20 protein-coding genes are annotated in these 23,341 nt (G+C 70.0%); 6 read left to right on the top strand and 14 right to left on the bottom strand.

Annotation, left to right across the window (positions count from 1 at the left end; all coding sequences use genetic code 11):
• Window positions 1-28: 28 nt before the first annotated feature.
• Both M9914_03210 and M9914_03205 read right to left on the bottom strand, forming a co-directional pair.
• Window positions 29-2,812, bottom strand: a complete 2,784-nt coding sequence (locus M9914_03210) for a glycosyl hydrolase-related protein (GenBank protein MCO5173176.1) — start codon at window positions 2,810-2,812, stop codon at window positions 29-31.
• Window positions 2,813-2,819: 7 nt separating this feature from the next.
• Window positions 2,820-3,812, bottom strand: a complete 993-nt coding sequence (locus M9914_03205) for a LacI family transcriptional regulator (GenBank protein MCO5173175.1) — start codon at window positions 3,810-3,812, stop codon at window positions 2,820-2,822.
• Between the two features lie 368 nt (window positions 3,813-4,180).
• On the opposite strand from M9914_03205, the gene M9914_03200 reads away from it, so the two are divergent.
• Together M9914_03200 and M9914_03195 are read left to right on the top strand one after the other, a co-directional pair.
• On the top strand, window positions 4,181-5,224 hold the full coding sequence (locus tag M9914_03200; GenBank protein ID MCO5173174.1) for a sugar phosphate isomerase/epimerase: 1,044 nt from the start codon (window positions 4,181-4,183) through the stop codon (window positions 5,222-5,224).
• 34 nt (window positions 5,225-5,258) lie between these two features.
• On the top strand, window positions 5,259-6,191 hold the full coding sequence (locus tag M9914_03195) for an aldo/keto reductase (protein ID MCO5173173.1): 933 nt from the start codon (window positions 5,259-5,261) through the stop codon (window positions 6,189-6,191).
• Between the two features lie 136 nt (window positions 6,192-6,327).
• Here the strand turns inward: M9914_03195 and M9914_03190 are convergent, their stop codons facing one another.
• The 8 genes from M9914_03190 to M9914_03155 all read right to left on the bottom strand — a co-directional run bounded on the left by M9914_03190 (window position 6,328) and on the right by M9914_03155 (window position 15,517).
• On the bottom strand, window positions 6,328-7,320 hold the full coding sequence (locus tag M9914_03190; protein ID MCO5173172.1) for a Gfo/Idh/MocA family oxidoreductase: 993 nt from the start codon (window positions 7,318-7,320) through the stop codon (window positions 6,328-6,330).
• Between the two features lie 4 nt (window positions 7,321-7,324).
• Window positions 7,325-8,209, bottom strand: coding sequence for a dihydrodipicolinate synthase family protein (locus M9914_03185; protein ID MCO5173171.1), 885 nt, complete (start codon window positions 8,207-8,209; stop codon window positions 7,325-7,327).
• Entirely contained in the window at window positions 8,206-9,819 is a 1,614-nt protein-coding gene (locus tag M9914_03180; GenBank protein ID MCO5173170.1) for a DUF885 domain-containing protein, read from the bottom strand. The genes M9914_03185 and M9914_03180 overlap by 4 nt, the downstream gene beginning before the upstream one ends.
• Before the next feature lie 2 nt (window positions 9,820-9,821).
• A complete protein-coding gene (locus M9914_03175) occupies window positions 9,822-10,946 on the bottom strand; it encodes a Gfo/Idh/MocA family oxidoreductase (GenBank protein MCO5173169.1) in 1,125 nt (374 codons plus the stop codon).
• Complete coding sequence (locus M9914_03170) at window positions 10,943-12,040, bottom strand: hypothetical protein (protein MCO5173168.1); 1,098 nt, start codon at window positions 12,038-12,040, stop codon at window positions 10,943-10,945. The genes M9914_03175 and M9914_03170 overlap by 4 nt, the downstream gene beginning before the upstream one ends.
• Window positions 12,041-12,095: 55 nt before the next feature.
• Window positions 12,096-12,965: an ABC transporter permease gene (locus M9914_03165; GenBank protein ID MCO5173167.1), complete on the bottom strand. Its 870-nt coding sequence runs from the start codon at window positions 12,963-12,965 to the stop codon at window positions 12,096-12,098.
• Window positions 12,958-13,914 carry an ABC transporter permease gene (locus M9914_03160; GenBank protein MCO5173166.1) on the bottom strand — a complete coding sequence of 319 codons (957 nt, stop codon included), beginning with the start codon at window positions 13,912-13,914 and terminating at the stop codon, window positions 12,958-12,960. Before M9914_03160 ends, M9914_03165 begins: the two co-directional genes overlap by 8 nt.
• 64 nt (window positions 13,915-13,978) lie before the next feature.
• Window positions 13,979-15,517: a peptide ABC transporter substrate-binding protein gene (locus tag M9914_03155; protein ID MCO5173165.1), complete on the bottom strand. Its 1,539-nt coding sequence runs from the start codon at window positions 15,515-15,517 to the stop codon at window positions 13,979-13,981.
• Window positions 15,518-15,750: 233 nt separating this feature from the next.
• Here M9914_03155 and M9914_03150 point away from each other — a divergent pair, with 233 nt between their 5' ends.
• The 4 genes from M9914_03150 (at window position 15,751) to M9914_03135 (ending at window position 20,039) form a co-directional block, all read left to right on the top strand.
• A complete protein-coding gene (locus M9914_03150; protein ID MCO5173164.1) occupies window positions 15,751-16,950 on the top strand; it encodes a hypothetical protein in 1,200 nt (399 codons plus the stop codon).
• 84 nt (window positions 16,951-17,034) lie between these two features.
• Entirely contained in the window at window positions 17,035-17,754 is a 720-nt protein-coding gene (locus M9914_03145) for an IclR family transcriptional regulator (protein MCO5173163.1), read from the top strand.
• 49 nt (window positions 17,755-17,803) lie between these two features.
• Complete coding sequence (locus tag M9914_03140; protein MCO5173162.1) at window positions 17,804-18,832, top strand: D-2-hydroxyacid dehydrogenase; 1,029 nt, start codon at window positions 17,804-17,806, stop codon at window positions 18,830-18,832.
• Between the two features lie 4 nt (window positions 18,833-18,836).
• On the top strand, window positions 18,837-20,039 hold the full coding sequence (locus M9914_03135) for a Xaa-Pro peptidase family protein (GenBank protein MCO5173161.1): 1,203 nt from the start codon (window positions 18,837-18,839) through the stop codon (window positions 20,037-20,039).
• A gap of 58 nt (window positions 20,040-20,097) precedes the next feature.
• Here M9914_03135 and M9914_03130 read toward each other — a convergent pair whose 3' ends face one another.
• From M9914_03130 to M9914_03115, 4 genes are read right to left on the bottom strand one after another with little or no spacing between them, the layout of a single operon-like run.
• Window positions 20,098-20,541, bottom strand: coding sequence for a hypothetical protein (locus M9914_03130; GenBank protein MCO5173160.1), 444 nt, complete (start codon window positions 20,539-20,541; stop codon window positions 20,098-20,100).
• Window positions 20,538-20,774, bottom strand: coding sequence for a hypothetical protein (locus M9914_03125; protein MCO5173159.1), 237 nt, complete (start codon window positions 20,772-20,774; stop codon window positions 20,538-20,540). The genes M9914_03130 and M9914_03125 overlap by 4 nt, the downstream gene beginning before the upstream one ends.
• Window positions 20,775-20,805: 31 nt before the next feature.
• Window positions 20,806-22,149 (bottom strand): sulfatase-like hydrolase/transferase, encoded by a 1,344-nt coding sequence (locus M9914_03120; GenBank protein ID MCO5173158.1) that lies wholly within the window; start codon window positions 22,147-22,149, stop codon window positions 20,806-20,808.
• Between the two features lie 35 nt (window positions 22,150-22,184).
• Entirely contained in the window at window positions 22,185-23,339 is a 1,155-nt protein-coding gene (locus M9914_03115) for a mandelate racemase/muconate lactonizing enzyme family protein (GenBank protein MCO5173157.1), read from the bottom strand.
• Between the last annotated feature and the right edge of the window lie 2 nt (window positions 23,340-23,341).

The following is a 23,341-nucleotide window of genomic DNA, read 5'->3' as shown; positions in this document are numbered from 1 at the left end:
CGTGGCGCTCCACTCGCGTTGCTTGGCATCACCCCCCTTCCGGAACGAACTCGAAGCTGGCCACGCTGCGCGGCCCGAGCTGCAGGGGGATGTCCTGGTTCGCGCCCAGCTCCTCCAGGCGCGTCTCGTCCAGGCGCGTCGCGTAGACCGCGCTCACCGGCCTGCCGAGCCGCAGCCGGCCCGTGGCGGCGACGGGCGCCGGGTTCGCGACGCGGACGATGAGGCTCTGGCGCTCCTCGGAGCGCTTGACGGCCGAGAGGTCGAAGGGACCCTCGACGCGCAGGAGCCCCGCGCCGGCGCCCGCGGAAGCTCCCGGGGCGGTTAGGGGTGGAGCGGTGAACTCTTGCGCGCGCCGCAGGAGGTCGCTCTCCCACCACGGCCCGGAGAAGGGGTAGACGGCCAACTCGCAACGGTGCTCGCCTAGGCACTGCGCTTCGGGCGTCGGCAGGAGCGGCCCGGCGCCTTGCGGGCGGCTCAGCAGGTCGGTGCGAGACAGCCAGCCGACGGAGCGCACGAGCGTGACGGCCAGCTCCGTGCCGCCCTCGCCGTTGAACGCCTCGTACTCCGGCAGGCCCCGGTCGAGGACGGCGAGGCCGCGCCCCGCGCCCGAGACGGCGACGAAGCGCCGCTGGTGGTTGGTAGGGGGCGGCGTTTGGAACCAGCCCAAGCCGCCGACGGGCCGAACGGTCCGCTCCAACACGTCGAAGTGACCGTCGGCCCACACCGTCTCGCTGGGCGTGCCCGTGGCGAGCCGCAGCCGGAGGCGGTGGTCGGAAGCCGTGTTGGTGAAGCCGACGCTCACGCGCAGCAGGGGGTCGTCCGCGTGGAGGGTCAGGTCGAGCGTGACGGGCAACGTCACCCTCCCCGTCCGTCCGGCCCTGTCGTCGCTCAAGCGTTCCGGCAGCTCGAGCGCGTACTCGAGGCGCGCGCTCGCCACTACCGGGCCGCTCGTGACCAGGCGCGGGGGTCGGCACGGGTCGGAGAAGTAGGCGGGCCCGTCGCCTGGCACGGGCGAGAAGTCGTACTCGTCGCCTGCGTCGGCCTGGTCCTCCAGGCGCAGCTTCAGCGCGTAGCGCTCGCCGGACCGGCGGTCGCGCAACTCCACGTCGCCGTCGCCGCGGATCGTGACGCTCACGAGATCGTTCTCCAGCCGGAGTCCGTCCGGGCCTTCCGTGGCGCTCACCGTCGCGCTCGGCGCCCCGGCGTCTCGGAAGGCGCGCGTCGCGTCGGGGCTCACGGGGGCGGTCGGGTTCGTGCCGGTAGCCGTGGTCGCCGACCCGGCGCGCGCGAGGAGGAGGTTCGTGAGCCCGAGCGGCTCGAGGTCGGCCAGGACGTCGATGGTCACGTGATCGACCCGCACGCTGCTCTGGCCGGGCGCGAACCCGGGCGTGACGGTCACCTGGGCGCTCAAGGCGCGGCCGCGCACGTCCAGGACGGTGAGCTCGGACGCCTCGCCGGCCGGCAGGTCGAGCTCGTGCCGCACGACCGCGCGCCGGGGGAAAGGCAGCGGGTCGAAGACGGTGAACGCGTCCTTCGCCGTCGCGTGGACCTCTTGGATGTTGCTCGGCCTGCGGCCTCCGAGGAGCGCGAAGGCGCGGCGGCAGACGTCGTCGCCGAGCTGGCGGACGTTCTCGAAGCGCGTCAGCATCTCGCGGTGGACCGCGTCCACGGAGCAGCCGCAGATGGAGTCGTGCGGGTGGTTGAGGAGCAGGAGCTTCCACGCCTCGCGCAGCAGGGCGTCAGGGTGGCGGCCGCTGGCCCACCAGGCGAGCGCGGCGAGCGGCTCGGCGTACTGCTCGAGCGCCGTCTGGCACGCCTGGTTCTCGCGCTTCAGGTAGAGGCGGGCGGAGAGGACGCCTGCCAGGATGTGCTGGTAGCGGCTGCCACGGAACTCGCCCTGGAACCGCTCCAGCCCGGCTGCGGTGCGCCGGGCCTCCGTCACGAACTCCTCGACGTCGCCTTGCACGAACTCGATCTCCGGGAAGGCCTCCGAGGCCTTCCGGAGCACCTGCGGCAGGTTCGGCTGAGGGAAGAGGTGGTCCGAGCCGTTGAGGAGGATGAGGGCGCTGCCCGTCGCGTGCGCCGTCAGCCCGCCGCCCACGCGCTCGAGCGAGGCCCTGAACCATTCGGGCAGGTCGGCGACCTCGTCGCCTTGCACGCCGTAGAGAGCAGCCCTGAGGTGTCCCATGGCGCGCTCATCGTCGTACGCGTCCGTCAGCTCCCAGTCAACGTGGCCGAGCGCGGTGGCGCCGGAGTAGGTGCCGATGAGGTGGGCCGTGAAGACCCCGGTCTCGCCGTCCGCCGCGACCCATACGAACTCGCCGCGGAGCCGCTCGCCCTCGTCGCCGAGGCCGCGCTCGAAGACGATGGCCGGAAGGCCGAAGCCGGCGGCGATGAGCGGGAGCTGCGAGACGTGACCGAACGAGTCGGGCGTGTAGCAGACGGGCAGCGGGTCGCCGAAGCGCCGGCTCACGCGGCCGCCGACCAGCAGGTTGCGTACCAGGGCTTCCGGGCTCACGAGGAACTCGTCCGCCAGCACGTACCAGGGTCCGATGCGCAGGCGCCCGGCCTGCACGTAGCGGCGGAGGTCTTCCTCGCGCTCGGGGCGCATGGCGAGGTAGTCCTCGAGGACCGCCGCCTGGCCGTCGAGCGTGAAGCGGCGGTACGCGGGGTCGCCCAGGAGGTCGAGGGCGGCGTCGATGACGTCGACGAGCCGGGCCTGGAAGACCTTGAACGGTTGGTACCACTCGCGGTCCCAGTGCGTGTGCGGGACCACGAAGGCGGTGAAGCGCGGGCGATCTGCGGTAGGCATGCGGTCGCTAGCTCGAATCTCTCTGCACGAGGTGGTGCGGCACGAGGCGGCGTTCGGGTGGGTGGCGGTCGATGCTGCGGATGAGGAGCTCGGCGGCCACGCGCCCGAGCTCGGCCGCGTTCAGCTCGACGCTCGTGAGGCGCGGGTCGGTGTACTCGGTGAGGTCGTCGTTGTTGATGCCGACGATGGCGACATCAGAGGGCACGCGCAGTCCGGCGTCGCGCACGGCCCGGAGCGCGCCGATGGCCGCCTCGTCGCTGTTGGCAAGCACGCCGTCGAAGCCCTCGCCGCCCTCCAGTAGCTGCCTCACCCGAGCCCGCGCGCCCTCGGCCGACGTGATGCCGAACTGGACCTGCGAGCCGGCCGCCTGCAGCCCGGCCCGCGCGTGAGCGAGCCGGAAACCGTTCGCGCGCTCCTGGACGAAGGCGTGTGGGGCGGGACCGTTGAGGTACAGGAGCCGCCGCCGGCCCCGCGCCAGGAGGTGCGCCGTGGCGTCGGCCGCCACCGCCTGGTTGTCGCTGTCGACGCTCGTCACCCCTGGCAGGGTGCTGTGGCCGAGGAGGACGTGCGGGAACTCGTGCTGGAGGAGCGTCGCAAGGAACGACTGCTCCTCGGAGACGTTCATCAGGATCACCCCGTCGGTCCAGCGCTCCAGGACGAGCTTGCGCAGGATCTCGTCCGCCTCGGCCTCGTCGTCGAGCACGGTCAACGCCAGGGTGTAGTCGAGGGCGGCCACCACGTCGTGGACGCCGCGCACGAAGCGCGTGAAGAACGTGGAGGAGAGCCCGGCGTCGCGCATCGGGTTCATGAGGTGAAGCGACCAGGTCCGGCCGCTCGAGAGGTTCTTGGCCGTGCGGCTCGGGTGGTAGTCGAGCTGCTCGGCGGCGGTGAGGACGCGCAAGCGCGTGTCGGGGCGCACGCGCGCGTCGCCGTTGAGCGCCAGCGAGGCCGTCGACACGGACACGCCGGCCTCGCGCGCGATGTCGCGGATCGTGCTCACGCGCCGACCTCGCGGTCCTCTGGCTCGTGAGCGTCGGTCGGTCGTACGTAGGTTCGTGGGGGTTCGTTCACGAGCCCATTCTCGTCCGAGCCTGCGAGGCGGCACCCAGCGGCGCGGCGCGGCAGTAACATCGAGCCGAAGCCGTTCATCGAACCGGTTCGGTGAGGTAGGTTGCATGCGCACGACGACTTCACGTCCCTTGGCCTCCGTTGCTTCGGCCTCACACTGCTTGTCGAACTGGTTCGATATTAGGAAGCGACCGCTCGCCTGTCAAGGACGAGCGCACACTGGAGGGACACAGCGGGCGGGGCTTCGCGAGGTCGCGCCGCCCGCCTCGTCCCCACCGCTGCTGCCCGTTGGGAGGGCCGATGGAAGACGACCGTGAAAGTGGAGCGCTGACGCCGCCGCGAGGCTCGGGCCCGGGTCGGTCCGGGGTCCGACCCGGGGCATGGGCGGACGCCCAGGCGGGCCTCGGACCGGACGCCCGGCCGGATATCCGGGTCGCCAACGCGCCGTGCTCGTGGGGGCTGATCGGCCAGGGCGACCCTGGCACCGGTTACGCCCGCATGCTCGACGAGCTCGTCGAGACGGGCTACGTCGGCACGGAGCTGGGGGACTACGGCTACATGCCGACGGACCCGGCGGCGCTCCACGACGAGTTGGCCGGCCGTGGGCTCACGCTGCTCGGAGCCTTCGCCGGTGTCACCCTGCGGGAACGGGGCGTGGCGGCGAGCGCGCGTGTGCGCCTCGTGCGGCTCGCCGCCCTCCTGGCGGAGGCCGAGCGCGGACCGCGCCGGCCCTACCTCGTGCTGGCCGACGCGGACGGCCTCTATCCGGTGCGCGCCGCCAACGCCGGGCGCGTCACGCCGGAGCTCGGCCTGTCCCGGTCGGAGTGGAAGGTGTTCGCGGCCAACGCCGAGGAGGTCGCCAGGATCGTCGCGGGCGAGACGGGTCTGGGCACCGTGTTCCACCCCCACTGCGCCGGCTTCGTCGAGACGCCGGACGAGGTGGAGCGGCTCCTCGACCTCACGGACCCCGACCTCATGGGTCTAGTGTTCGACACGGGCCACCACGTGTACGGCAGCGCCAAGCCGGACGAGGACGGCCAGAGCGCGGTCGTCGGGCTGGAGCGCTTCTGGGACCGCGTCCGGTACGTCCACTTCAAGGACGTCGACGGCGCCGTGGCGGAGCGCGCCAGGCGCGCAGGGTGGGACCTGCGTCAGGCCGTGCGCGCTGGCGTGTTCGCGGAGCTCGGCAAGGGCACCGTCGACTTCGCGGCCGTCCTCGACGTGCTGCGGCGGAGGGGCTACTCGGACTGGCTGACGGTCGAGCAGGACGTGCTGCCAGGCATGGGCACGCCCAAGGAGAGCGCGGGGCGCAACCGCGAGTTCTTGCGGGGGTTGGGGCTATGAGGCGCTGCAATCTCGAGCCCGCGGGGTGTTGCGCGTGAGCCTGGTCGCAGGCGGTAAGAGAGCAGACCGCATCATCCAGGGGACCGCCCAGATCTCGCCGCTGGCGCAGTCGCAGGCGAGCGCGCTCCTCGACGACGTGGTGGCCGCCGGTGCCCGGACCTTCGACCTGGCCGAGAACTACGGCGGCGGCAGGAGCGAGGCGCTCTTCGGGGGGTGGTTGGCGGAGCGCGGCGGCCGTGACGAACTCTTCATCATCACGAAGGGCGCCCACCCGTACGGCGGCCGCAACCGGGTCACGGAGGCGGACATCGAGGCGGACATCACCGGCTCGCTCGAGCGCCTCGGCTGCGGTTTCGCCGACCTCTACCTCCTGCACCGCGACGACGAGAGCGTGCCGGTAGGCGGGGTCGTCGAGGTACTGCATGGCCTGCGGGCGCGCGGTCTGGTCAACGCGTACGGCGTCTCGAACTGGCGCTCGGAGCGCATCGCGGCCGCCAACGCGTACGCCGAGGCCCGGGGTTACGAGCCTCTTAGCGCCAGCAGCCCGCACTTCAGCCTCGCCGTGCCGACCGAGTCGCCCTGGCCCGGCTGCGTGAGCGTCTCCGGCGCCGACGGGGTCGCGGAACGCGCCTTCTACGCGGCCACGGGCCTACCCCTCCTCGCCTGGTCGAGCCTGGCGATGGGCTACTTCGTCGCTCCCGGGCCGGGAGCCGCCACGGCGACCGGCCTGAACGCGGCCGTCAGGGTGTTCGACACGCCGGCCAACGCCGCGCGCCGCGCGCGCGCAGCGGAGCTCGGTGCCCGGCGCGGTCTGAGCGCGCCGCAAACAGCGCTCCTCTACGTGCTCAGCCAAGCGTGCGACACGCACGCCATCGTCGGCTGCCGGTCGGGGGACGAGTACGGCGAGCTGAAGGCGTTGTCGGAGCAGCGTCTGTCCGCCGCGGACGTAGCTTGGCTCGAGGGTTGACGGCGTTGGCTGCGCACCGCCGCTGACGAGGTCATGGCTGCCGCCTCGCCGAGTCGTACGTGACGCTTACGGCGCCGAGACCGCCTTGGGCGCATCCGTCATCAACGGAGGCAGTGCCGGACCCGAGGGAGACCGCCTAGACCCGCGTGGGCACGCCCCCGGCGCGGGCCGACGCGTACAGGGCCTCGATGGCGGCCATGCCCGCGGCCGCATGCAGGGCCGAGTAGTGCGGCTCGGTGCCGGTGAGGACCGCCTCGGCGAAGCGCTCGACCATCAGCTGGTACTCGTCCACTCCGGGAACGGCGATCGTCTTCTCGCCCTCGGCCCTGGTCATCATGTCGATGGCGGTCGGCGCCGTGCCGGGCAGGAACGCCTGGTCCAGGCGCATGCGGCCCTCGGTTCCCACGACCTCGACGTACTCCTGCCGCACGGTGTCGAGCGAGCAGTCGAAGCGCAGGTACGTCTCCGCGAAGCGGAGTTGCCCGAGCAGGTGAACGTCCACCCCCGAGCCCGACCAGACGGCGCGCGCCTCGGCCTCGTCCGGCTCCGCCGCCAGGAGGAGCCGGGCCACGTCCACGCAGTAGCAGCCCACGTCCATCAGCGAGCCGCCGCCCAGCTCCGGACGCAGGCGGATGTTGGTCGGGTCGGCCACCGTGAAGCCGAAGGCGGCGCGGATCAGGCGTATGGCCCCGAGCTCCCCGCCGGCGATGAGCGCCCGGGCCTCGGCGATGCGGGGGTGGAAGCGGTACATGAACGCCTCCATCAGGCGGCGTCCCGAGAGCCTGGCCGCGGCGTGCATGCTCAGGCACTCCGCCGCCGACAGGGCGAGGGGCTTCTCGCATAGCACGTGCTTGCCGGCCTCGAGGGCCTTGAGGGTCCACTCCAGGTGCAGGCTGTTGGGCAGGGGGATGTAGACGGCGTCGACGTCGGGGTCGTCGAGCAAAGCCTGGTACGACCCGTAGTGGCGTTCGCCGCCGAGGCGCTCCGCGTACTCCTCGGCCTTGGAGGCGCTCCTACTGGCGACCGCCAGCAGGCGGCCGTTCGCCGAGCGCGCGATGGCCGGCGCCACGGCCTTGGCCCCGATGTTGGCCGTGCTCAGCACGCCCCAGCGGACGACGGTCCGGGCCACGCCTTCAGCCGTTCGGCCAGACGTGCGCGATCACGTTGGCGAGCTCGCGCTGGGCGACCGGGTCGATCTGGGCGCCGGGATGCCGCACGTGGGCGCTGCGGATCGCGCCTCGCGAGCGGTAGACCTCCTTGCGCAGAGCCAGGCCGATGCCGGGTTGGAACTCGTAGCGTATGAGCGGGCAGGCGGCGTAGAAGGTCCGGCGCGCGGCCGCGACGTCTCCGCCGACGAACGCCCGGTAGACCGCGACCAGGACCTCGGGATACGAGAAGCCGGTCATGATGCCGTTCGCTCCGCGCTCCAGCTCCTCGAGGAAGTAGAGCCCGCCGAGCCCCCCGACGATGCCGATCTCGCACCCCATGGCCCGCAGCGCCGAGACCTTCGGAACGCTGGGCGTGTCCTCCAGCTTGATCACGCTCACGTTCCGCAGCTCGTCGTGCATCCGCGCCACGAGCGGCACGGTCATGCTCACGCCCGTCGCCGCCGGGTAGTCGTGAAGGATGATCGGAGTGTCGATGGCGGCGTCCATGCGCCGGTAGTACTCGTAGATGACGGCGTCGTTCTGCACGGGCGGCGGCGCGACCAGGAGCCCGCCAGCCCCGCGCGCCACGGCGTTCTTGCCGCGCTCCACCGCGAGATCGGTGCCGCCCGCTCCCGCGCCGGCGAAGACCGGCACCCGGCCGGCGGCGGCCTTCACGGTCGTCGCTATCACCTCGTCCTGTTCGCGTTGCGACAGCTTGGGGGCCTCTCCCAGCACGCCCAGCACCACGAGGCCGTCTACGCCGCGGCCGATCAGGAACTCCGTCAGCGTCTCGAGGCTGGCCAGGTCGAGCGCGCCGTCCTCAGTGAACGGCGTGGGCATGATGGTGTGAACGCCACCGAAAGCGGTCATGCTCTCTCCTTCGCGCGCAGCAGCTCCTCGCCGACGGGGTAGACGGGAACGGAGCCGAACGCCAGCAGGGCGTCGTGGAACCGCCGCGCTTCGCCTCCGACGTCACGCCGGAACTGCCTGATGGCTCGCGTACCGAGCCAGTACATCGACCTCGTGCTCGGCCACATGGAGTTCCTAGTCGTCTCGGTCCACGCGCGCTGCGAACCGATCCCCACCTCGTCCTCGTAGAAGGCGCGCATCTGCGCGAGGCTCCAGACCCCGGTATGGAGCCGGATGTCAGCGAGGCACATGGCCGTGTTCCTGAGCTCCGCATGCGCGAGCAGCAACTCCTCGGCAGGCGTGTAGAAGCCGTCCGCCTCGAGCAGCAGGTCCTGCGAGTAGCATGCCCACCCCTCGATCATGGTGCCGCCCGCGAGGAGGGCGATCCCGGACGCGCAGTCGGTGCCCGCCAGCCTGCCGAGCGATACCGCGGACTCCCTGGCGCGCGCGTTCTGCGTGTGATGTCCGATCGAGCCGTGGTGAACCGCGTGCGTGAGCTTGATGGTCGCGTAGCTCTGGCCTCGCAGGTAGGCGTCGAGGTCGGCCCCAGGGGCGAAGACCCAGTACGGGCTGGCGCTACCGGGGCTCATGGCCGCCGGCGACCGGTAGAAGAGGAAGTAGAGCTCGTGCGCCACGCCGCGCGCCCATTCGGGCAGGTAGGCGAACCGCAGCCCGTAACCGAGCGCGGGGGTCACCAGGCCGGCGCGCTCCGCCTCCGCCATCGCCCGCTCGTGCAGGCGGGAGTAGGTCGCGATCACGTCGGGTAGGGGCGGGTGATCGCCCTCGAGCCTCGCCAGTTGCGCCCGCCAGGACTCCTCCGGGTCGGCCGCGCGCGCCTTGGCCTCCAACGCGGCCCTGGCGCGCTCGAACCCCTCGAGGGCCAGCGCCTCGGCTTCTTTCACGGGCATGGGCAGCTGATGCACCTCGGCGAACAGGTGGGCGAGATAGCCCGCCGGTGCGGCCGGGTCCGAGTCGGCGGACGGCGCCAACGACGAGGCGAACGCAGCGGCGGCCTTGCAGGCCGCCGCCACCGCATCGGGAGGCACCGAGCCGGCGAGCGCATGGAGTGGAAGGCCGTGCGTGAGCAGGCGCTCGAGGGCCTGCGCCTCGAGCTTCGCTCGCGTCACCCAATCGGCCGGCGCTGCCGCGCCCGCCAGCCGCGCCGCGCCGGCTGCGAGGAACGCCGGCAGTGCTTCTACGCGCTGCCTGAGCGCGTCGCCCACGTGGCCGGACGGCGTGCGGAGGAGCAACGCTATGAGCCCGAACGCCGCCTCGCCCGTGTACCAAGCCGGGTTCGCGAGCCGCGGACGCGCCTCGTTCTCGCGCAGGGCGTGCTGCACGGCTCCATGTAGGGCCGCGCGCGCGATCCGGTCCTCGGCCGTGGCGCCCGCCGGCTGACGCCGCAGCTCGAGCGCCAGCGAGGCGAGTTCCGACGTCTCCTGCTCCAAGGCCGCGGGCGTGGCGGGAGGGAGCTCGTGATCCCGGTCCTCGTAGCCCATGAAGGTGCTGTCGACCGGGCGCAGCGCCAGGTGGAGGTCGAGGTACCTGCGGGTCAGGTCTTGCAGGGCCACGCCTACTCCGACGCGCCGTAGAGCGGCAGGTCGACCCAGCGGCGTTCCTGGCTGGCCAGGACGATGGCGTTGACGAGCTCCTGGCTCTTCGCGCCGTCCAGGAAGGTGCACTCCGGGCTCGTGTCGTCCAGGATCTCGTCGACGAAGTGGCGCACGAGGTTGCGGTAGTACAGCTCCGGCCACGGGGTGTTGAGGGTGGTGCCGGGGGGCAGCGCGCCGGCGGGCAGGTCGACCTTGCGGAACTCGACCTCGTCCGCCGTGGCGAGGTGGAGCGTCTCCGCGACGCCGAACTCGCTGATCAAGCGCGCGACGGCCGCACCCTTAGAGCCGTACACGCGCAACTCGACGCCGGGGTAGTTGCCCACGGCGATGTACGACGTCTGCAGCACGCCGTGGGCGCCGGTGGCGAACTCCACGGTGGCCACGGTGCCGTCCTCGATGCCGATGCGCCGCCGCCCCTCGTAGCCGCGCACGACGCGCTCGGGGATGAAGTTGCGCATCGTGGCGGCGACGCTGCCGAACTCGCCCGCGCACCACCGCATGAGGTCGAGGAGATGGGAGCCGTAACCGACGATGCTCGACGGCAGGAGGGTGTTCCAATCCGCGCCGGGTTCGACCTGGCGGATGGGGAAGTCGGGGTCGAGGAACTGGCTGTTCTGCTCGAAACCGTGCACGTGGAAGATCTCCCCGAGAGAGCCGTCGTCTATCCAACGCTTCAGCTGCCTCACGGCGGGCGAGTAGCGGAACGTGAACCCGAGCTTGGTGCGCACCCCGGCCTCCGCCGCGGCGGTCGCCGCCGCGAAGGCGTCGCGCGCATCGCGGGCGAGCGGCTTCTCCGAGAGCACGTGCTTGCGCGCCGCTATCGCCGCGAGGCTGAGGGGCAGGTGGGTGTCCGTTGGCGTGCACACGTCGACCAGCTCCACGTCCGGGTCGGCGATCAGATCGGCCGGGTCCGTGTAGACGCGCTCGACCCCGAACTGCGCCGCCAGCGCGTTGGCGCGCTCGGGCACCACGTCGCAGATGGCGACGAGCCGCGCCCTGTCGTAGGCGGCGTAGCCGGGCAGGTGGGCTTTCTCGGCCCAGGCATGGGCGCCGAGGACGCCGACTCCGAGTCTCTTCGCGCTCATGGCAGCTCCTTGCCGATACCGCGGACGTAGGCCTCCAGCTCGTCGTAGTTGTGAAAGCCGAGTTCTCGCTCGCCGGCCTCGATCTCGAGGATCATGGCGCCGAGCTTCTCCACGAGGCGCGTGTCCGCCCCGGCGCCCTTCCCGTACTCGACGAGCGCCCCGCTCATGGCGCCCACCTCCGAGGCGCGCTTCCGGTAGACGATGTCCCACCAGATGCCGGAGCCCTGCTTCTTGAAGACGTGCTCCGACGGCTTCTGGTCCTTCTTCAGGAGCCAGATGGCGTGGTCGATGTTGGCGATGAGCCGGCGGGTGTCCGCGGCCGTAGCGGGCTTGTAGTTGGCCGGATCGAAGAAGTCGAACGCCTCGACGGTTATGCCGCAAGCCTCCGCGATCTCGAGCGCCTCGCGCACCACCGCGCCCGCCAGTCGCGCGTACCTCTCGACGCCGAGCGTCTCATGGATCCGCGCGTCCGCCAGAGCGCTGAAGACGACCTGCTGCGAGTAGACCTCCTTCGCCCAGATCTGGCCCCAGATGTTGTCCGAGAGCTGGACTTCCGTGAGCGAGGACAGCGCCTCGGCCAGGTCGGCCAGCCGCCGCGTCCGCTGCCTCGTCATCTCGCCCAGTTGGATGGGCCCCTCGTGCACGAACTCGATGTGCCCCGGGTCGACGAGCGCGCCGCCGTAGTTCGGGATCGACCCCATGACGCGCTCCTCGCCGCCGATCCCCGCCTCGCTCAACAGCTCGGCGATCATGGGCTCGTTGAAGCCGTTCTGGTAGGAGACGATGAACGTCTCGCTGCTCATCAGCGGGAGGAGCAGCCTCACGGCGCCCTCCGTGTGCTGGGACTTGGTGGCTATCAGCACGGCTTCGAGAGGACCCTTGGCGGCCACGTGCCGCGGGAGCTCGTCGGGGGTGATGGCCGTCACGGGGATGACGAACTCGCCGCGGACGCCGTCGAACCTGAGGCCGCCCGCGTTCATCGCCTCGACATGCTCTCGCCACCGATCGACGAGGGTGACGTCGTGGCCCGCGCGCGTCATGTGCGCGCCTGCCAGGCCGCCGATGGCGCCGGAACCAACGATCAGTATCTTCACCGGTACTCCTTTCGCCCCGCGGCCGCGTGCGGGCGGCGGGGACGCCCTGAAGGGCTCACAGGCGCGGGTCGAAGGCGTCCCGCAGCCCGTCGCCCAGGAAGTTGACCGCGAGCACGGTCATGAGGATGAACAGGCCGGGGAACGTGGCTATCCAGGGGGCGATGTCAAGCCAGTCCCGCGACGAGTTGAGGAGGTTGCCCCAGGTCGGTGTCGGAGGCTGCACGCCGAAGCCGAAGAAGGAGAGCGCCGATTCCAGCAGGATGGCGCCACCGACCGAGAGGGTCGTGCTGACCAGGATCGGCCCCAGGGCGTTCGGGAGCATGTGCAGGAACATGATCCTGATCCCGGAACCGCCGAGCGCGCGCGACGCCTCGACGAAATCGCGTCCGCGCAGCGACAGGAACTGACTCCGAACGAGTCGCGCGGTCCCCATCCAGCCGAGCACGCCGATGATCAGGACCAACAGGTAGAGGTTGGGTCTTAGGAAGCCCGACAAGACGATCACGAGGGGCAGCAGGGGGATGGACAGGACCACGTCGGTGGCGCGCATGAGGACGTTGTCCGTGGCGCCCCCGTAGAAGCCGGCGAGCGCGCCGACGACCGTGCCGACGAGCGTCGCGATCAGGGCGCTCAGGAGACCGACGAGGAGCGAGACGCGAGCGCCGTAGAGCACGCGTGTCGCGTTGTCGCGGCCGAGATGGTCCGTTCCCATCGGGTGGGCAAGGCTGGGTGGGGTCGGCATGCCGAGCAGGGCGACGTCCTGACCGTCGAAGGTGTAAGGCGTCAGGTACGGAGCGAACACCGCGGCCAGGGAGAGGACGACCAGCAGCCCGAGGCTGGCGACGGCCAGCTTGTGCCTGCGGAAGCGCTTCAGCGCCTCGCCCAGGAAGGTGCGGGGAGCCCGCGCGGCTACGGGGTCAGTCATAGCGGATCCGGGCGTCGACGATGGAGTACACGATGTCGGTGATCAGGTTGATGGCCACCAGCGCGAACGACCCGATCATCAGGAGGGCCATGAGGACGGGGTAGTCGCGGCCGTTCATCGACTCGATGAACAAGCGTCCCATGCCCGGCCAGGCGAAGATCGTCTCGGTGATGACCGCGCCGGAGATCATGCCGGCGAAGTCGAGGGCGACGATCGTGATCACGGGGACGAGCGCGTTCTTCAGCGCGTGGCGGTAGATGACCGCCCGCTCTCCGAGGCCTTTCGCCCGCGCGGTCCGTATGTAGTCGAGGCCGAACACGTCCAGCATGGAGGCGCGGGTGAAGCGGCCCCAACTCGCCATGTACGCGACCGCCAGGATGGAGGCGGGCAGCGCGAGATGGCGGAGCCTGTCCGCCAACCCGCCGTCCCCGATCGTGTACATGCCGGCCGAGGGCAGCAGCTGCAGGTGGACCGCGAACAGCGATTGCAGCATGAGCGCGAGCCAGAAGATCGGCATGGAGAAGCCGATGAAAGATAGGAACGTGAAGGTGTAGTCGAGAGCGCTGTACTGCCTGACGGCGCTGAGGACGCCCAGGGGGATAGCGGTGGCCAGGGCCAACAGGAAGGCCGTGCCTCCGAGCAGGAACGTGGCCGGCATCCGTTCCCGGATGTCCTTGGACACCGCCCGGCCGGTGCGGATGCTGTAACCCCACTCTCCCCGAACGGCCGCTCCCAGCCACTTCACGTACTGGACGGGCAGGGGCTGGTCGAGGCCGAGCTCGCGCTTGATGTTGTCCAGCGCCGCCTGGCTCACACCCGGGATGTCGGCGTAGACGTCGAGCGGACCGCCGGGCGCCAAGTGCAACACGCCGAACAAGATGACGGAGATGCCCAGGAGCAGCGGTACCGCCGACAGAACCCGTTTGACGACGAAGGTGGTGAGGTTCACGGGCGTCCTTGCGCGAGGGCGACCGCGAGGGGCGTTGGGGCCCCTCGCGGCGCGGTCGTTCTTCTTACTTCGCGAGCCACCAGGGCGCGACTTGCCGGAAGTTGGTCTGGTTGGTCGGGTTGGAGACGAACCCTTGGAGCTTGTTCGTCGTCACGACGATGGACGGGGTCTCGAAGAGGGGGATGGAGGGCAGGTCGGTCAGAACGATCTGCTGCGCCTCGTGCATGTAGGCGGCGGTCTCGTCCGGGTCGAGGGAGCCGGCCGCCGCGTGGAGGGCGGCGTCGGCGTCGGGGTTGCTGTAGGCGCCGCCGTTGTTGAAGCCATCGGTGGCGTAGAAGGAGACGTAGGAGTCGATGGGGTCGGCGGGGGTGATCCAACCGGAGTACCAGACGTCGAAGCCGCCGCTGCGCCGCGCCTCGGAGAGCGCCGCGCCGGCCTTGTTGTCCGGCTTCAGCTCGATGCCGATGGCCTTCATCTGAGCGATCAGGACCTGCTGCGCGGTCTCGTACTCGGCCCGACCGGCTTGCGTCATGAAGTCGAACGAGAGGCGCTTGCCGTCCTTCTCCATGATCCCGTCCCGGCCGGGGGTGTAACCCGCGTCCAGGAGGAGCTGGCGTGCGAGCTCGGGGTCGTAGCCGTAGGTGGGCACGTCGTCGCTCGTGTACCAGAAGGTGGACACCACGAACGTGTCGATGGGGATCATGTAGTCGCCAAGCGCGCGGTTGAGCGCGGTGCGGTCGACGGCGTGCGCGAACGCCTGGCGCACGGCGAGGTCGGCCAGCTGCTCGTTCCTGAGGTTGAACGTGAGGTGACGGAAGGCCAACGTCTTGGCGCTCACGATCTCCAGGTCAGGGGTGTTCCTCAGCGTCGCCAACGAGGTGTAGGGCACGTTGTAGGCGAAGCCGACCTCGCCGGAGCGGAGTTGCGTCGTCTGGGTGTTCGAGTCCGGGATGATCTTGAAGATGATGCGATCCAGGTAGGGGAGCTGAACGCCGTTGGCGTCGGTCTCGAAGTAGTAGGGGTTGCGCTCGACTATGACGTGCTGGCCACGGCTGAACTCGGTCACCATGAACGGCCCGGCGCCGAACGGGGCGTCCCAGTAAGGGTCCTTGTTCAGGTCCTTGCCCTCGAGGGCATGCTTCGGGAGCACGCCGTAAGTGAAGAGCGACGCCTTGAAGCCGGAGTACACGCCGTCGTAGTAGACGACGGCGGTCAGCTCGTCCGGCGTCTCGATGCGCTCGATCTCGGCGGTGCCGTCCTTCTCGGGGCCCAGGTAGTTCGGGTCCTTCACGGCCTCCCAGGTGAACACCACGTCCGCCGAGGTGACCGGCTCGCCGTCCGCCCACTTGAGACCGGGGCGGAGGTGGTAGGTCACCGTCATCTTGGTGCCGTCCTCGCTCAGGACGATGCCGCCGTTCTCGAGCGTGGGCACCTCTTGCGCCAGGACGGGAACGTACTGGGCGTCGTGGTCCGGGGCCACGAGGCCCGCCAGGAACGTGGCCTGGACGTCCGTGAGGAAGCCGCTCGCGTACGGGTCGAGCGTGTCGAGGTCGTAGTTGAGTGCGACCGTAAGCGTGCCGCCGCGTTCTTGAGCTAGTGCCATTCCGACAAGCGGAATTGCTAGACATAGGGACCAGACGGTCCAGGAAACGAAGCGCCTTAGTCTATGCATCGATCGGCCTCCTCGAAATTCTAGTCACCCATGCCACTTAGGCGATTTGGGCAGCACGGTGTGATGTCGAGAGCTTACAGAGCGGCGGGGGCATTGTCAACGCTGCGTGGCATATGGTATTCCGCAGAGTAGAATCAGTGGGAGCCGAGGGAAGGAGACGAAAGATGCACGAGCTGGGAGACGGGCTGACCGCCAAGGACCGTGAGGTCGGACAGGAACTCGCGTCGGTGACGATGGGTATCGATCGCCTCGAGCGGGGGATGGCGTCCGGGACCGGAGCGCTGGATACCGAAGGCCTCGTGCCCCTCTACCTCGGGAAGGGCCTGGTGCAGGCCGCGGATATCGCGGGGTGGGAAGAGGCCCATGAGCGCATCGACGCCTTACAGGCCGCGGCCGAGGCGTATGAGGATGGTCCGCGGCGCATGCTCCTCCTCAGCTTCGTCGCTTCGCTCAGGGCCGCGGTTCAGCTGTTCAGCGGGCAGGAGCTGTCCTTCGCCGAGAAGCTCGAGCGCCTCGTCGGCGTACCGGCGGCTCCGGTCGCGCCCGAGCGGATGAGCGAGCTCGTGAGCGAGTTGGACGCCATGCTCGCCTCGTCCGGCTACTTGCACGGCAGCCTGGCCGAGCGCTCGAAGCGCTGGGAGGCGGAGCGTTCCGTCGACGGCGCGGAGGTCGCCACCCTGTTCGAGGAGCTGATGTCCGAGGCGCAGGAGCGGACGGACGCGCGCGTCTTCCCGACGGGCGACTACCACATGGCGCTGAACCCCGTGACCGACGTGCCGTACACGGCGAGGTGCCGCTTCGGGGACGGCCTCATGGACCTCAACGTCGACCTGAGCTTCACGCGCTCGGCCCTCAAGCACCTCGTGGCGCATGAGGTGTTCCCCGGCCACTCCACTCACATGCTGTTCACTCACGCTCGCGTGGTCGAGGGGATCAGCCCGGCCGACGCCCTGCTATGCGCGGCCAACCTCTCGACGGGCGCCGTCCAGGAGGGCATCGGCGACCAGGGCATCTTCCTCATCGATTGGGTCGACTCCCTCGACGACGCCATCTACATGCGCCTGAGAGCCTTGCGTTCGGCGGCGGCGACCAACGCCGCCTGGTACCTGATGGGCGAGCGGTGGGAGCCCGTGCGCGTGCGCGAGTACTTGCAGGAGACGGCCTTCCCGCAACCCGCTTGGCTCGACGGGCGCTTGCGCATGGCGGCGCACCCCTACAGGGGGGCGTTCATAGCCTCATACTGGTTCGGTGACGAGGCCGTCCGGGAAGTCCGCGAACGGGTCCCGGCCGACCGCCTCGGCGCCTTCGTCGAGTACCTCTATGGTAGCCTCAACACCGTTCAGAGCGTGAAGCAGTTCGTTTGAGTCATGGAAGATGCGCGGGTGGTAGTTTCCGATCGATCCCACGACCGCTCCGGCTCAGTGCGCGCCGTGGAGCGCGCCCTCAGGTTGATCGAGATACTGGCGCGCTCGCGCGGCCCCTTCTCCATCACGGACCTGGCGACCGCGGCCGAGCTGCCTGCGAGCACGGTGCATAGGCTCGTGCAGAGCCTGATGTCGCTCGGCTACGTCACCCAGCATCAGACGTCCAAGCGGTACGGCGTCGGGCGGGGCATAGCCGACCTGAACAGAGCCATGCTCCTGAAGCACGAGTTCAGCCAGCACGCCCAGCCGTACTTGGAGCGGCTCGTGGACGAGACCAAGGAGTCTGCCAGCCTGGCGGCTCTGTACGGGACGTCGATCATCTACCTCAACCATGTCGAGTCGCCCCTCATCATGCGGGTGTCGACGCCCGTCGGGACCCTGGCGCCGCTGCACTGCACGGCGTCCGGCAAGGTCTTCTTGGCCGATTTCGGCCCGGAGCTGTTCGAGGAGGTCGTGAGCTTCTCGGGCCTGGAGTCGTACACGCGTAGCACCATAGGCGTTCGCGCGGCGCTGGTCAGGCACCTCGAGGAAGTGAACCGCCAGGGTTACGCGCTCGACGACGAGGAGTACGAGGAGGGCGCGCGCTGCATCGCGGTCGGACTGCGTGGCAGCTCCGGGGCGGTGAGCGCCGCCATCAGCATCTCGGGGCCGTCCGTGCGGATGACGGACGAACGTATCCGGGAGTTGGCGAGGTTGGTTCGTGTGATCGCCGACGAGTTCGCCTACAAGATGCGTGAGCCGTGAGCCGCGGCCCTAGGGCGAGGCACGGCTTCCGAGCGTCCAGGAGAGCCAGATGACCGAAGTGCTGATCTGTTCCTACCTCGAGCCGGAGTTGGTCGAGCGCGTGCGCGCCGTCGACCCGCGGATCAACGTCCACTACCGGCCCGACCTGTTGCCGCGGCCGCGGTACGTGGCAGACCACGTCGGCGCGCCCCTCACGCGCACGCCGGCCGATCAAGCCGCTTGGGACTCGCTCCTCGCGGGAGCCGAGGTCCTGTTCGATTTCGACTACACCGACATGGCCGGCTGGGCGCGCAAGGCGCCGCGGGCGCTGTGGCTGCAGGCCTCCAGCGCCGGCATAGGCCAACTCGTCAAGCGCCAGCGCCTCGACGAGACGGGCATAGTCTTCACGACCGCCAGCGGCGTCCACGCGAAGCCGCTCGCGGAGTTCGTGATGATGGTCGTCCTCGAACACGTGAAGTGCGCCGACTTGGCGCGCGAGCAGCAGGCGCAACGGCTGTGGCGGCGCTTCACGACCGCCGAGGCCGCGGGCAAGACGCTCGCGGTCGTCGGCTTGGGCCGCATAGGCAGGGAGGTGGCCCGGTTGGCGCGGGCTTTCGACATGCGCGTGATCGCCAGCAAGCGCGATGTCGAAGGTCAGGACGCCGCGGCGCTCGGGCTCGACGCGCTCTACGGCGCCGATCGGCTGCACGACCTTCTCGCGCAGGCCGACTACGTGTGCTTGATCACGCCCCATACGCCCCAGACGGAGGGCCTGGTGGACGAGGCGGCCTTCGCGGCCATGAAGCCCGGGGCCGTCCTCATCAACATCGCCCGCGGCGCCCTCGTACGGGAGCCGGCGCTGCTGGCGGCCCTGGATTCCGGGCGGCTGGCACACGCCGCCCTCGACGTGGCCGCGGTCGAGCCGTTGCCGGCCGACAGCCCGCTCTGGTCGCATCCGAACGTCACCATCTACCCGCACTCCGCCAGCACGGGGGAGCGCGAGAACGAGCGGCTGGTCGAACTCTTCTGCGACAACCTGCGAAGGTACCTGGCCGGCGAGCCGCTCCTGAACCGGCTCGACACGGAGAGGATGTACTGACGCCGTGGAACGTCTCGAGATCTCCACGCGCGAGCACGAGGAGCGCGTCGCCACGCTCAAGCACGGGCTCGAGGCCGCCGGCTTCTCGGCGCTGTGCGTGTTCGGGCCGGTCCGCATCAGCTACCTCACGGGCTTCCACTTCGCGGCCACGGAACGGCCCGTCGTCCTCGTGGTGCCGGTCGACGGCGATCCGCACATCCTGATCCCGAGCCTCGAGGTGGACCACGTTCGCCAGCAGGCGAAGCAGCTCGAGCACGTGCGCACCTACCCGGAGTACCCGGGCGGGGGTTCTGGCAAGCATCCGATGCTGCACCTCCTCGACTTGCTGGTCGATGTCGGAGTGGCGAACGCGCGCCTCGCGGCCGACCTCGACGGTTACGAGCACAGGTGGGGGTACCGCGGCCCGTCCTTGAGCCAGGTCCTCGGCCACGCGGTGGCGACCCGCCTGGAGCTCGTAGACGACCTGCGCATCGTCAAGAGCCCGGCCGAGGTCGCGTTGGTCCGCGAGGCTTGCGTCTGGGGCGACCGGGCGCACCGCGCCATGCAGGACCTCATGGTCGAGGGCGCGAGCGAGCTGGCCGTCTCCCAAGCGGCGAGCCTCGCGACCACGGCCGAGATGCTCAGGCACTTGGGGGACCGGTACGTCCCGAAAGCGCGCGAGGGCCGGCCGGCGAACGCGATGTTCATCCGGGGGAGCAACACCGCCAACCCGCACGGGCTTCACGGGGGCGAGGGCCTGCAGCGCGGAGACGTGATCGTCACGGGCGCGTTCGGGGTCGTGGGCGGCTACGAGTCGGAGCTCGAGCGGACGATGTTCTTCGGCGAGCCTTCGGAGGCCTGCAGGCGGTACTTCGAGGCGATGCTCGCCGCCCAGGACGTCGCCTTCGCCGCGATACGGCCCGGACGGACCTGCGCCGACGTCGAGCGCGACGTGTCCGGCTTCATCAGAGACGAGCTCGGCATGGGGGAGTACCTGCGCCACCACACGGGGCACAGCTTCGGCATGGAGGGGCATGAGCACCCCTTCCTCGACCTGGACGACCATACGCCGGTACGGGCCGGCATGATCCTCTCGGTCGAGCCCGGCATCTACGTGCCCGGGCTGGCCGGGTTCCGGCACTCCGACACGGTCCTCGTGACGGAGGAGGGGTGCGAGCGGTTGTCGCTCTACCCGCGGGGGCTGGCCGAACTGGTGGTCAGCGGATAGCGCCTAAGCCTCTGCTCGCCCTCTAGCGGGTGACTTCGGCATCGGATGGGCGTTCCGCTCAAGGGATCAGGTACCTGGCCTCATCCCCGCCGCGAACCGCCCCCGTGAACATGCGCCTGTCGAAGGTGGCGAGCTTGGCCTCGTTGGCGGCTGCGAGCGCGAGCAGGTACGTGTCGGTGACCTGTGCCGAGGTCGCCAGGCGCTCTGGGGTCACCAGCTGCCCTCGGCCTGCCGAGCCAAGGACGCTCTGATCGTCCGCGACGAAGCGATGCCGACCGACAGACAGTAAGCTCCGCAGGCTCTCCAGCACGGTCTGGAGCGGTTGGTGGTTCGGGTACTTCGGGTGCGACACGATCCGTAGTACGCCGTTCTGGGTGGTCGGCGAAGACAGCCACGCCGCGCGGCGAGCTTCCGCGAACCACGCGTGCGCCCGGTCGTGATGCACGTGGAGCGGGTCGAGCAGGGCGATGAGGACGTTGACGTCCGGCAGGCTGGGCTTCACGGCGACTCGTCCCGCAGGCGGTTTACATCCGCCAGGGTCGCGCGCCCAGCCGCCTTGCCGGTAGGTAGGAGTCGGATGTCGTTACGTATGGACGTTGCTTCGGGCTTCGTCATGGCCGTGCGGACCAGGTCTGAGATGACGGTGCCGAGCGGCTTGCCGCTCGCTTCCGAGAGCTGCCTGGCATAAGCCAGGACGTCCTCGTCGATGGCCAACGTCGTGCGGTGCTGCATCATGCATCAAGCATCTAACATCGAAGACGCCTCGTCAACGCTCTCCCTGTGACCGCAACCGCCCGACGACGTAGTCAGGCGGCTCCTCACCGGCCTCCGCCAGCAACGCGAGCAGCTCGACGCTCAGGCGCGCCTTGAGCTCCGGGTGCGCCGCGTCCCAGTAGAGGTTCCTCAGCTCGTAAGGGTCCGCCTCCCGGTCGAACAGGAGGCAGAAGGCGTCGTCGCGGCCGAGGACGAACGTGTACCGCGGCGAGCGCAACGCCCGGTAAGGGTGGTCGCCGAACCGGTAACGGGTGTCGTTCCACTGCACGAGGACGGCATCGCGCAGTGGGCGACCTGGCGCCGCGGCGGACGACCGCCGCAGGGCGCCGGAGTGGTCGATGCCCTTGACCCCGTCCAGACCGGGCAGACCGCACAGGCCCAGGCAGGTAGGCGCGACGTCGAGGCCGCAGATGGGGTCGCGGTACTCCGCACCGACCGGCAGGCCGGGGTGCCGGAACGTCAGCGGGACGCGCAGCGACTCCTCGTACGGGACCTGCTTGTTGCGTAGGCCGTGGCTGCCGCCCATCTCCCCGTGGTCGGACAGGAACACGACGAGGGTGTCCTCTCCGAGGCCCGTGGCCTCGAGGTGGGCCAACAGCCGGCCGACGTTGTCGTCGAGGTTGGCGATCAGGCGGTAGTAGCCGGCCAGCTGCTCGCGCGCCCTGCCGGCGGACTCCGGCGGGACGTTGGGGCGCAACGTCAGGCTCGTGGGGTCGTAGAGCCCCCGGTAGCCGTCCGGCACCGGGTAGCCGGCCGAGCCGCCGGGCCCGCCGGCGCCCGGGTGGGGGCTCTCGTAGCTGATCACGTGGAACCAGGGTGTCCGTACGTCGCCGGCCGCCACGCGGCTCAGGTAGTCGATGCTGATGTCCGTGAGGGCGTCCGTCTGGTAGCCGGGCAGCCGGACGGGCTCGACCTTCTCGCCCGAGCAGATGTACGTCTCGTAGTAGTTGTTCGAGATGTTGAAGCCGAACCAGTCGTGGAAGCCGCCGCGCAGGCGGGGGTGGACCCAGAAGTCTTGTCCGGCCCAACCCTCGGGGCTCACCATGGCGGCCCCCGACTCGGGCGCGAGGTGCCACTTCCCCACGTACGAGGTCCGGTAGCCGGCGTCGCCGAACGCGTGCGCCACCGTGCGCGCCGACGGGTCAAGGAAGTCGCCGTGGCGCTCCACGCCGTTGAGGTTCGCCGGTTGCCCCGTCATCAGCGCCGCCCTGAACGGCATGCACACCGGGTACTGGCTGACGGCTTGCGTGCAGCGCACGCCTTCCGCCGCCAGCCGGTCGAGGGACGGGGTCATGGCGTTCGGGTCGCCGCTGGAGCCGAGTGCCTGGTAGCGCAGCTGGTCGGCGACGATCCAGAGTACGTTCGGCGGTCTCAGACGGCCATCTCCTCCAGCTTGTCGAAGTCGAGCTCGACCCCGAGGCCCGGGGCGTCCCCGATCCTGGCCGTGCCGCCGTCGACCTCGAGGCCGCCCAGTATCGGGGTGTCGCGGAACCAGAGGTGCCCTTCCGCGTCGATGGGGTAGGGGTCGCGAAGGGAGGCGGCCAGGTGGCAGTGCGCGGTGTCGCCGAGCTTGGTGAACGGCATGGTGTCCAGGCTTATGCCGACCCCTTCGGCTTCGCAGATCGCCGCTATGCGCCTGGCGTTCAGGTACCCTCCCACGCGGTTCATCTTCAGGACGATGCGGTCGCAGGCGTCGTGCTTGACGGCCTGCAACATCGCTTCCGGCGAGGTGATGGTCTCGTCGAGGATCAGCGGCACCGGCAGGGCGTTCCTCACGTAACCGTGGCCGGCGAAGTCCAGATGATGCAGGGGCTGCTCTAGCGACAGGTTCGGGTAGAACCGGTCATGGGTCAGCCACTCGACCGCGCGCACCGCGAACTTGGCCGTCTGCCACGACTGGTTCGAGTCGGCGTCGATGTAGATGTCGGGCGGCACCGCCTCCAGGACGGCCTGCAGCATGCCGAGCTCGTGCCGCACGTTGTCCATGCTGTAACCGCCCATGATGAAGCTGTCGCCCACCTTGATCTTCAGTCCCTTGAAGCCCTTGGCGACGAACTCGAGGGCCGACGCGACCTTCTCCTCGGCCGTCTCGTCGTACAGGTTGGTGAGCATCTCGAACTCGGTCCGGTAGGCGCCGCCGAGCAGCTCGTAGACGGGCACCCCGTAGGCCCGCCCGGCCAGGTCGTGGAGGGCCATGTCGATCGCGGCGCGGGCGGGTTGGGTGCCGGGCGGCTTCTCGCCGCTCACCGGGTGGATGCGGCGATGGACGTCGTGGAAGTTGAGGGGGTCCGCACCTACGAGCACGGCCGCCGAGTCCTTCAGCCACTCGAGCAGCGTCCCGCTCGTCTGGTTGAAGTACGACCGGATGGTCGCCGCCTCGCCTAGGCCGTACAGGTCCGTGTCCGTGTTGACGCGTATCAGGATCGTGTCCACCCGCGCGATGGCCGACAGCTCGTCCTCGGCGCGGTAGCCCGTCTTCACAGGTTGCATGCGGATGGGGAACAGGTCGATGCCCGTGATCTTCACGG

The organism is Trueperaceae bacterium, assembly GCA_023954415.1.
Lineage (GTDB): Bacteria > Deinococcota > Deinococci > Deinococcales > Trueperaceae > JAAYYF01.
This window is presented reverse-complemented; position numbering and strand designations above follow the sequence as displayed.

Coding starts and splice junctions, on each gene's coding strand:
- M9914_03210 (MCO5173176.1), bottom strand. CDS start 2,812: ATGCCTACCGCAGATCGCCCGCGCTTCACCGCCTTCGTGGTCCCGCAC.
- M9914_03200 (MCO5173174.1), top strand. CDS start 4,181: ATGGAAGACGACCGTGAAAGTGGAGCGCTGACGCCGCCGCGAGGCTCG.
- M9914_03185 (MCO5173171.1), bottom strand. CDS start 8,209: ATGACCGCTTTCGGTGGCGTTCACACCATCATGCCCACGCCGTTCACT.
- M9914_03175 (MCO5173169.1), bottom strand. CDS start 10,946: ATGAGCGCGAAGAGACTCGGAGTCGGCGTCCTCGGCGCCCATGCCTGG.
- M9914_03165 (MCO5173167.1), bottom strand. CDS start 12,965: ATGACTGACCCCGTAGCCGCGCGGGCTCCCCGCACCTTCCTGGGCGAG.
- M9914_03155 (MCO5173165.1), bottom strand. CDS start 15,517: ATGGCACTAGCTCAAGAACGCGGCGGCACGCTTACGGTCGCACTCAAC.
- M9914_03150 (MCO5173164.1), top strand. CDS start 15,751: ATGCACGAGCTGGGAGACGGGCTGACCGCCAAGGACCGTGAGGTCGGA.
- M9914_03140 (MCO5173162.1), top strand. CDS start 17,804: ATGACCGAAGTGCTGATCTGTTCCTACCTCGAGCCGGAGTTGGTCGAG.
- M9914_03125 (MCO5173159.1), bottom strand. CDS start 20,774: ATGATGCAGCACCGCACGACGTTGGCCATCGACGAGGACGTCCTGGCT.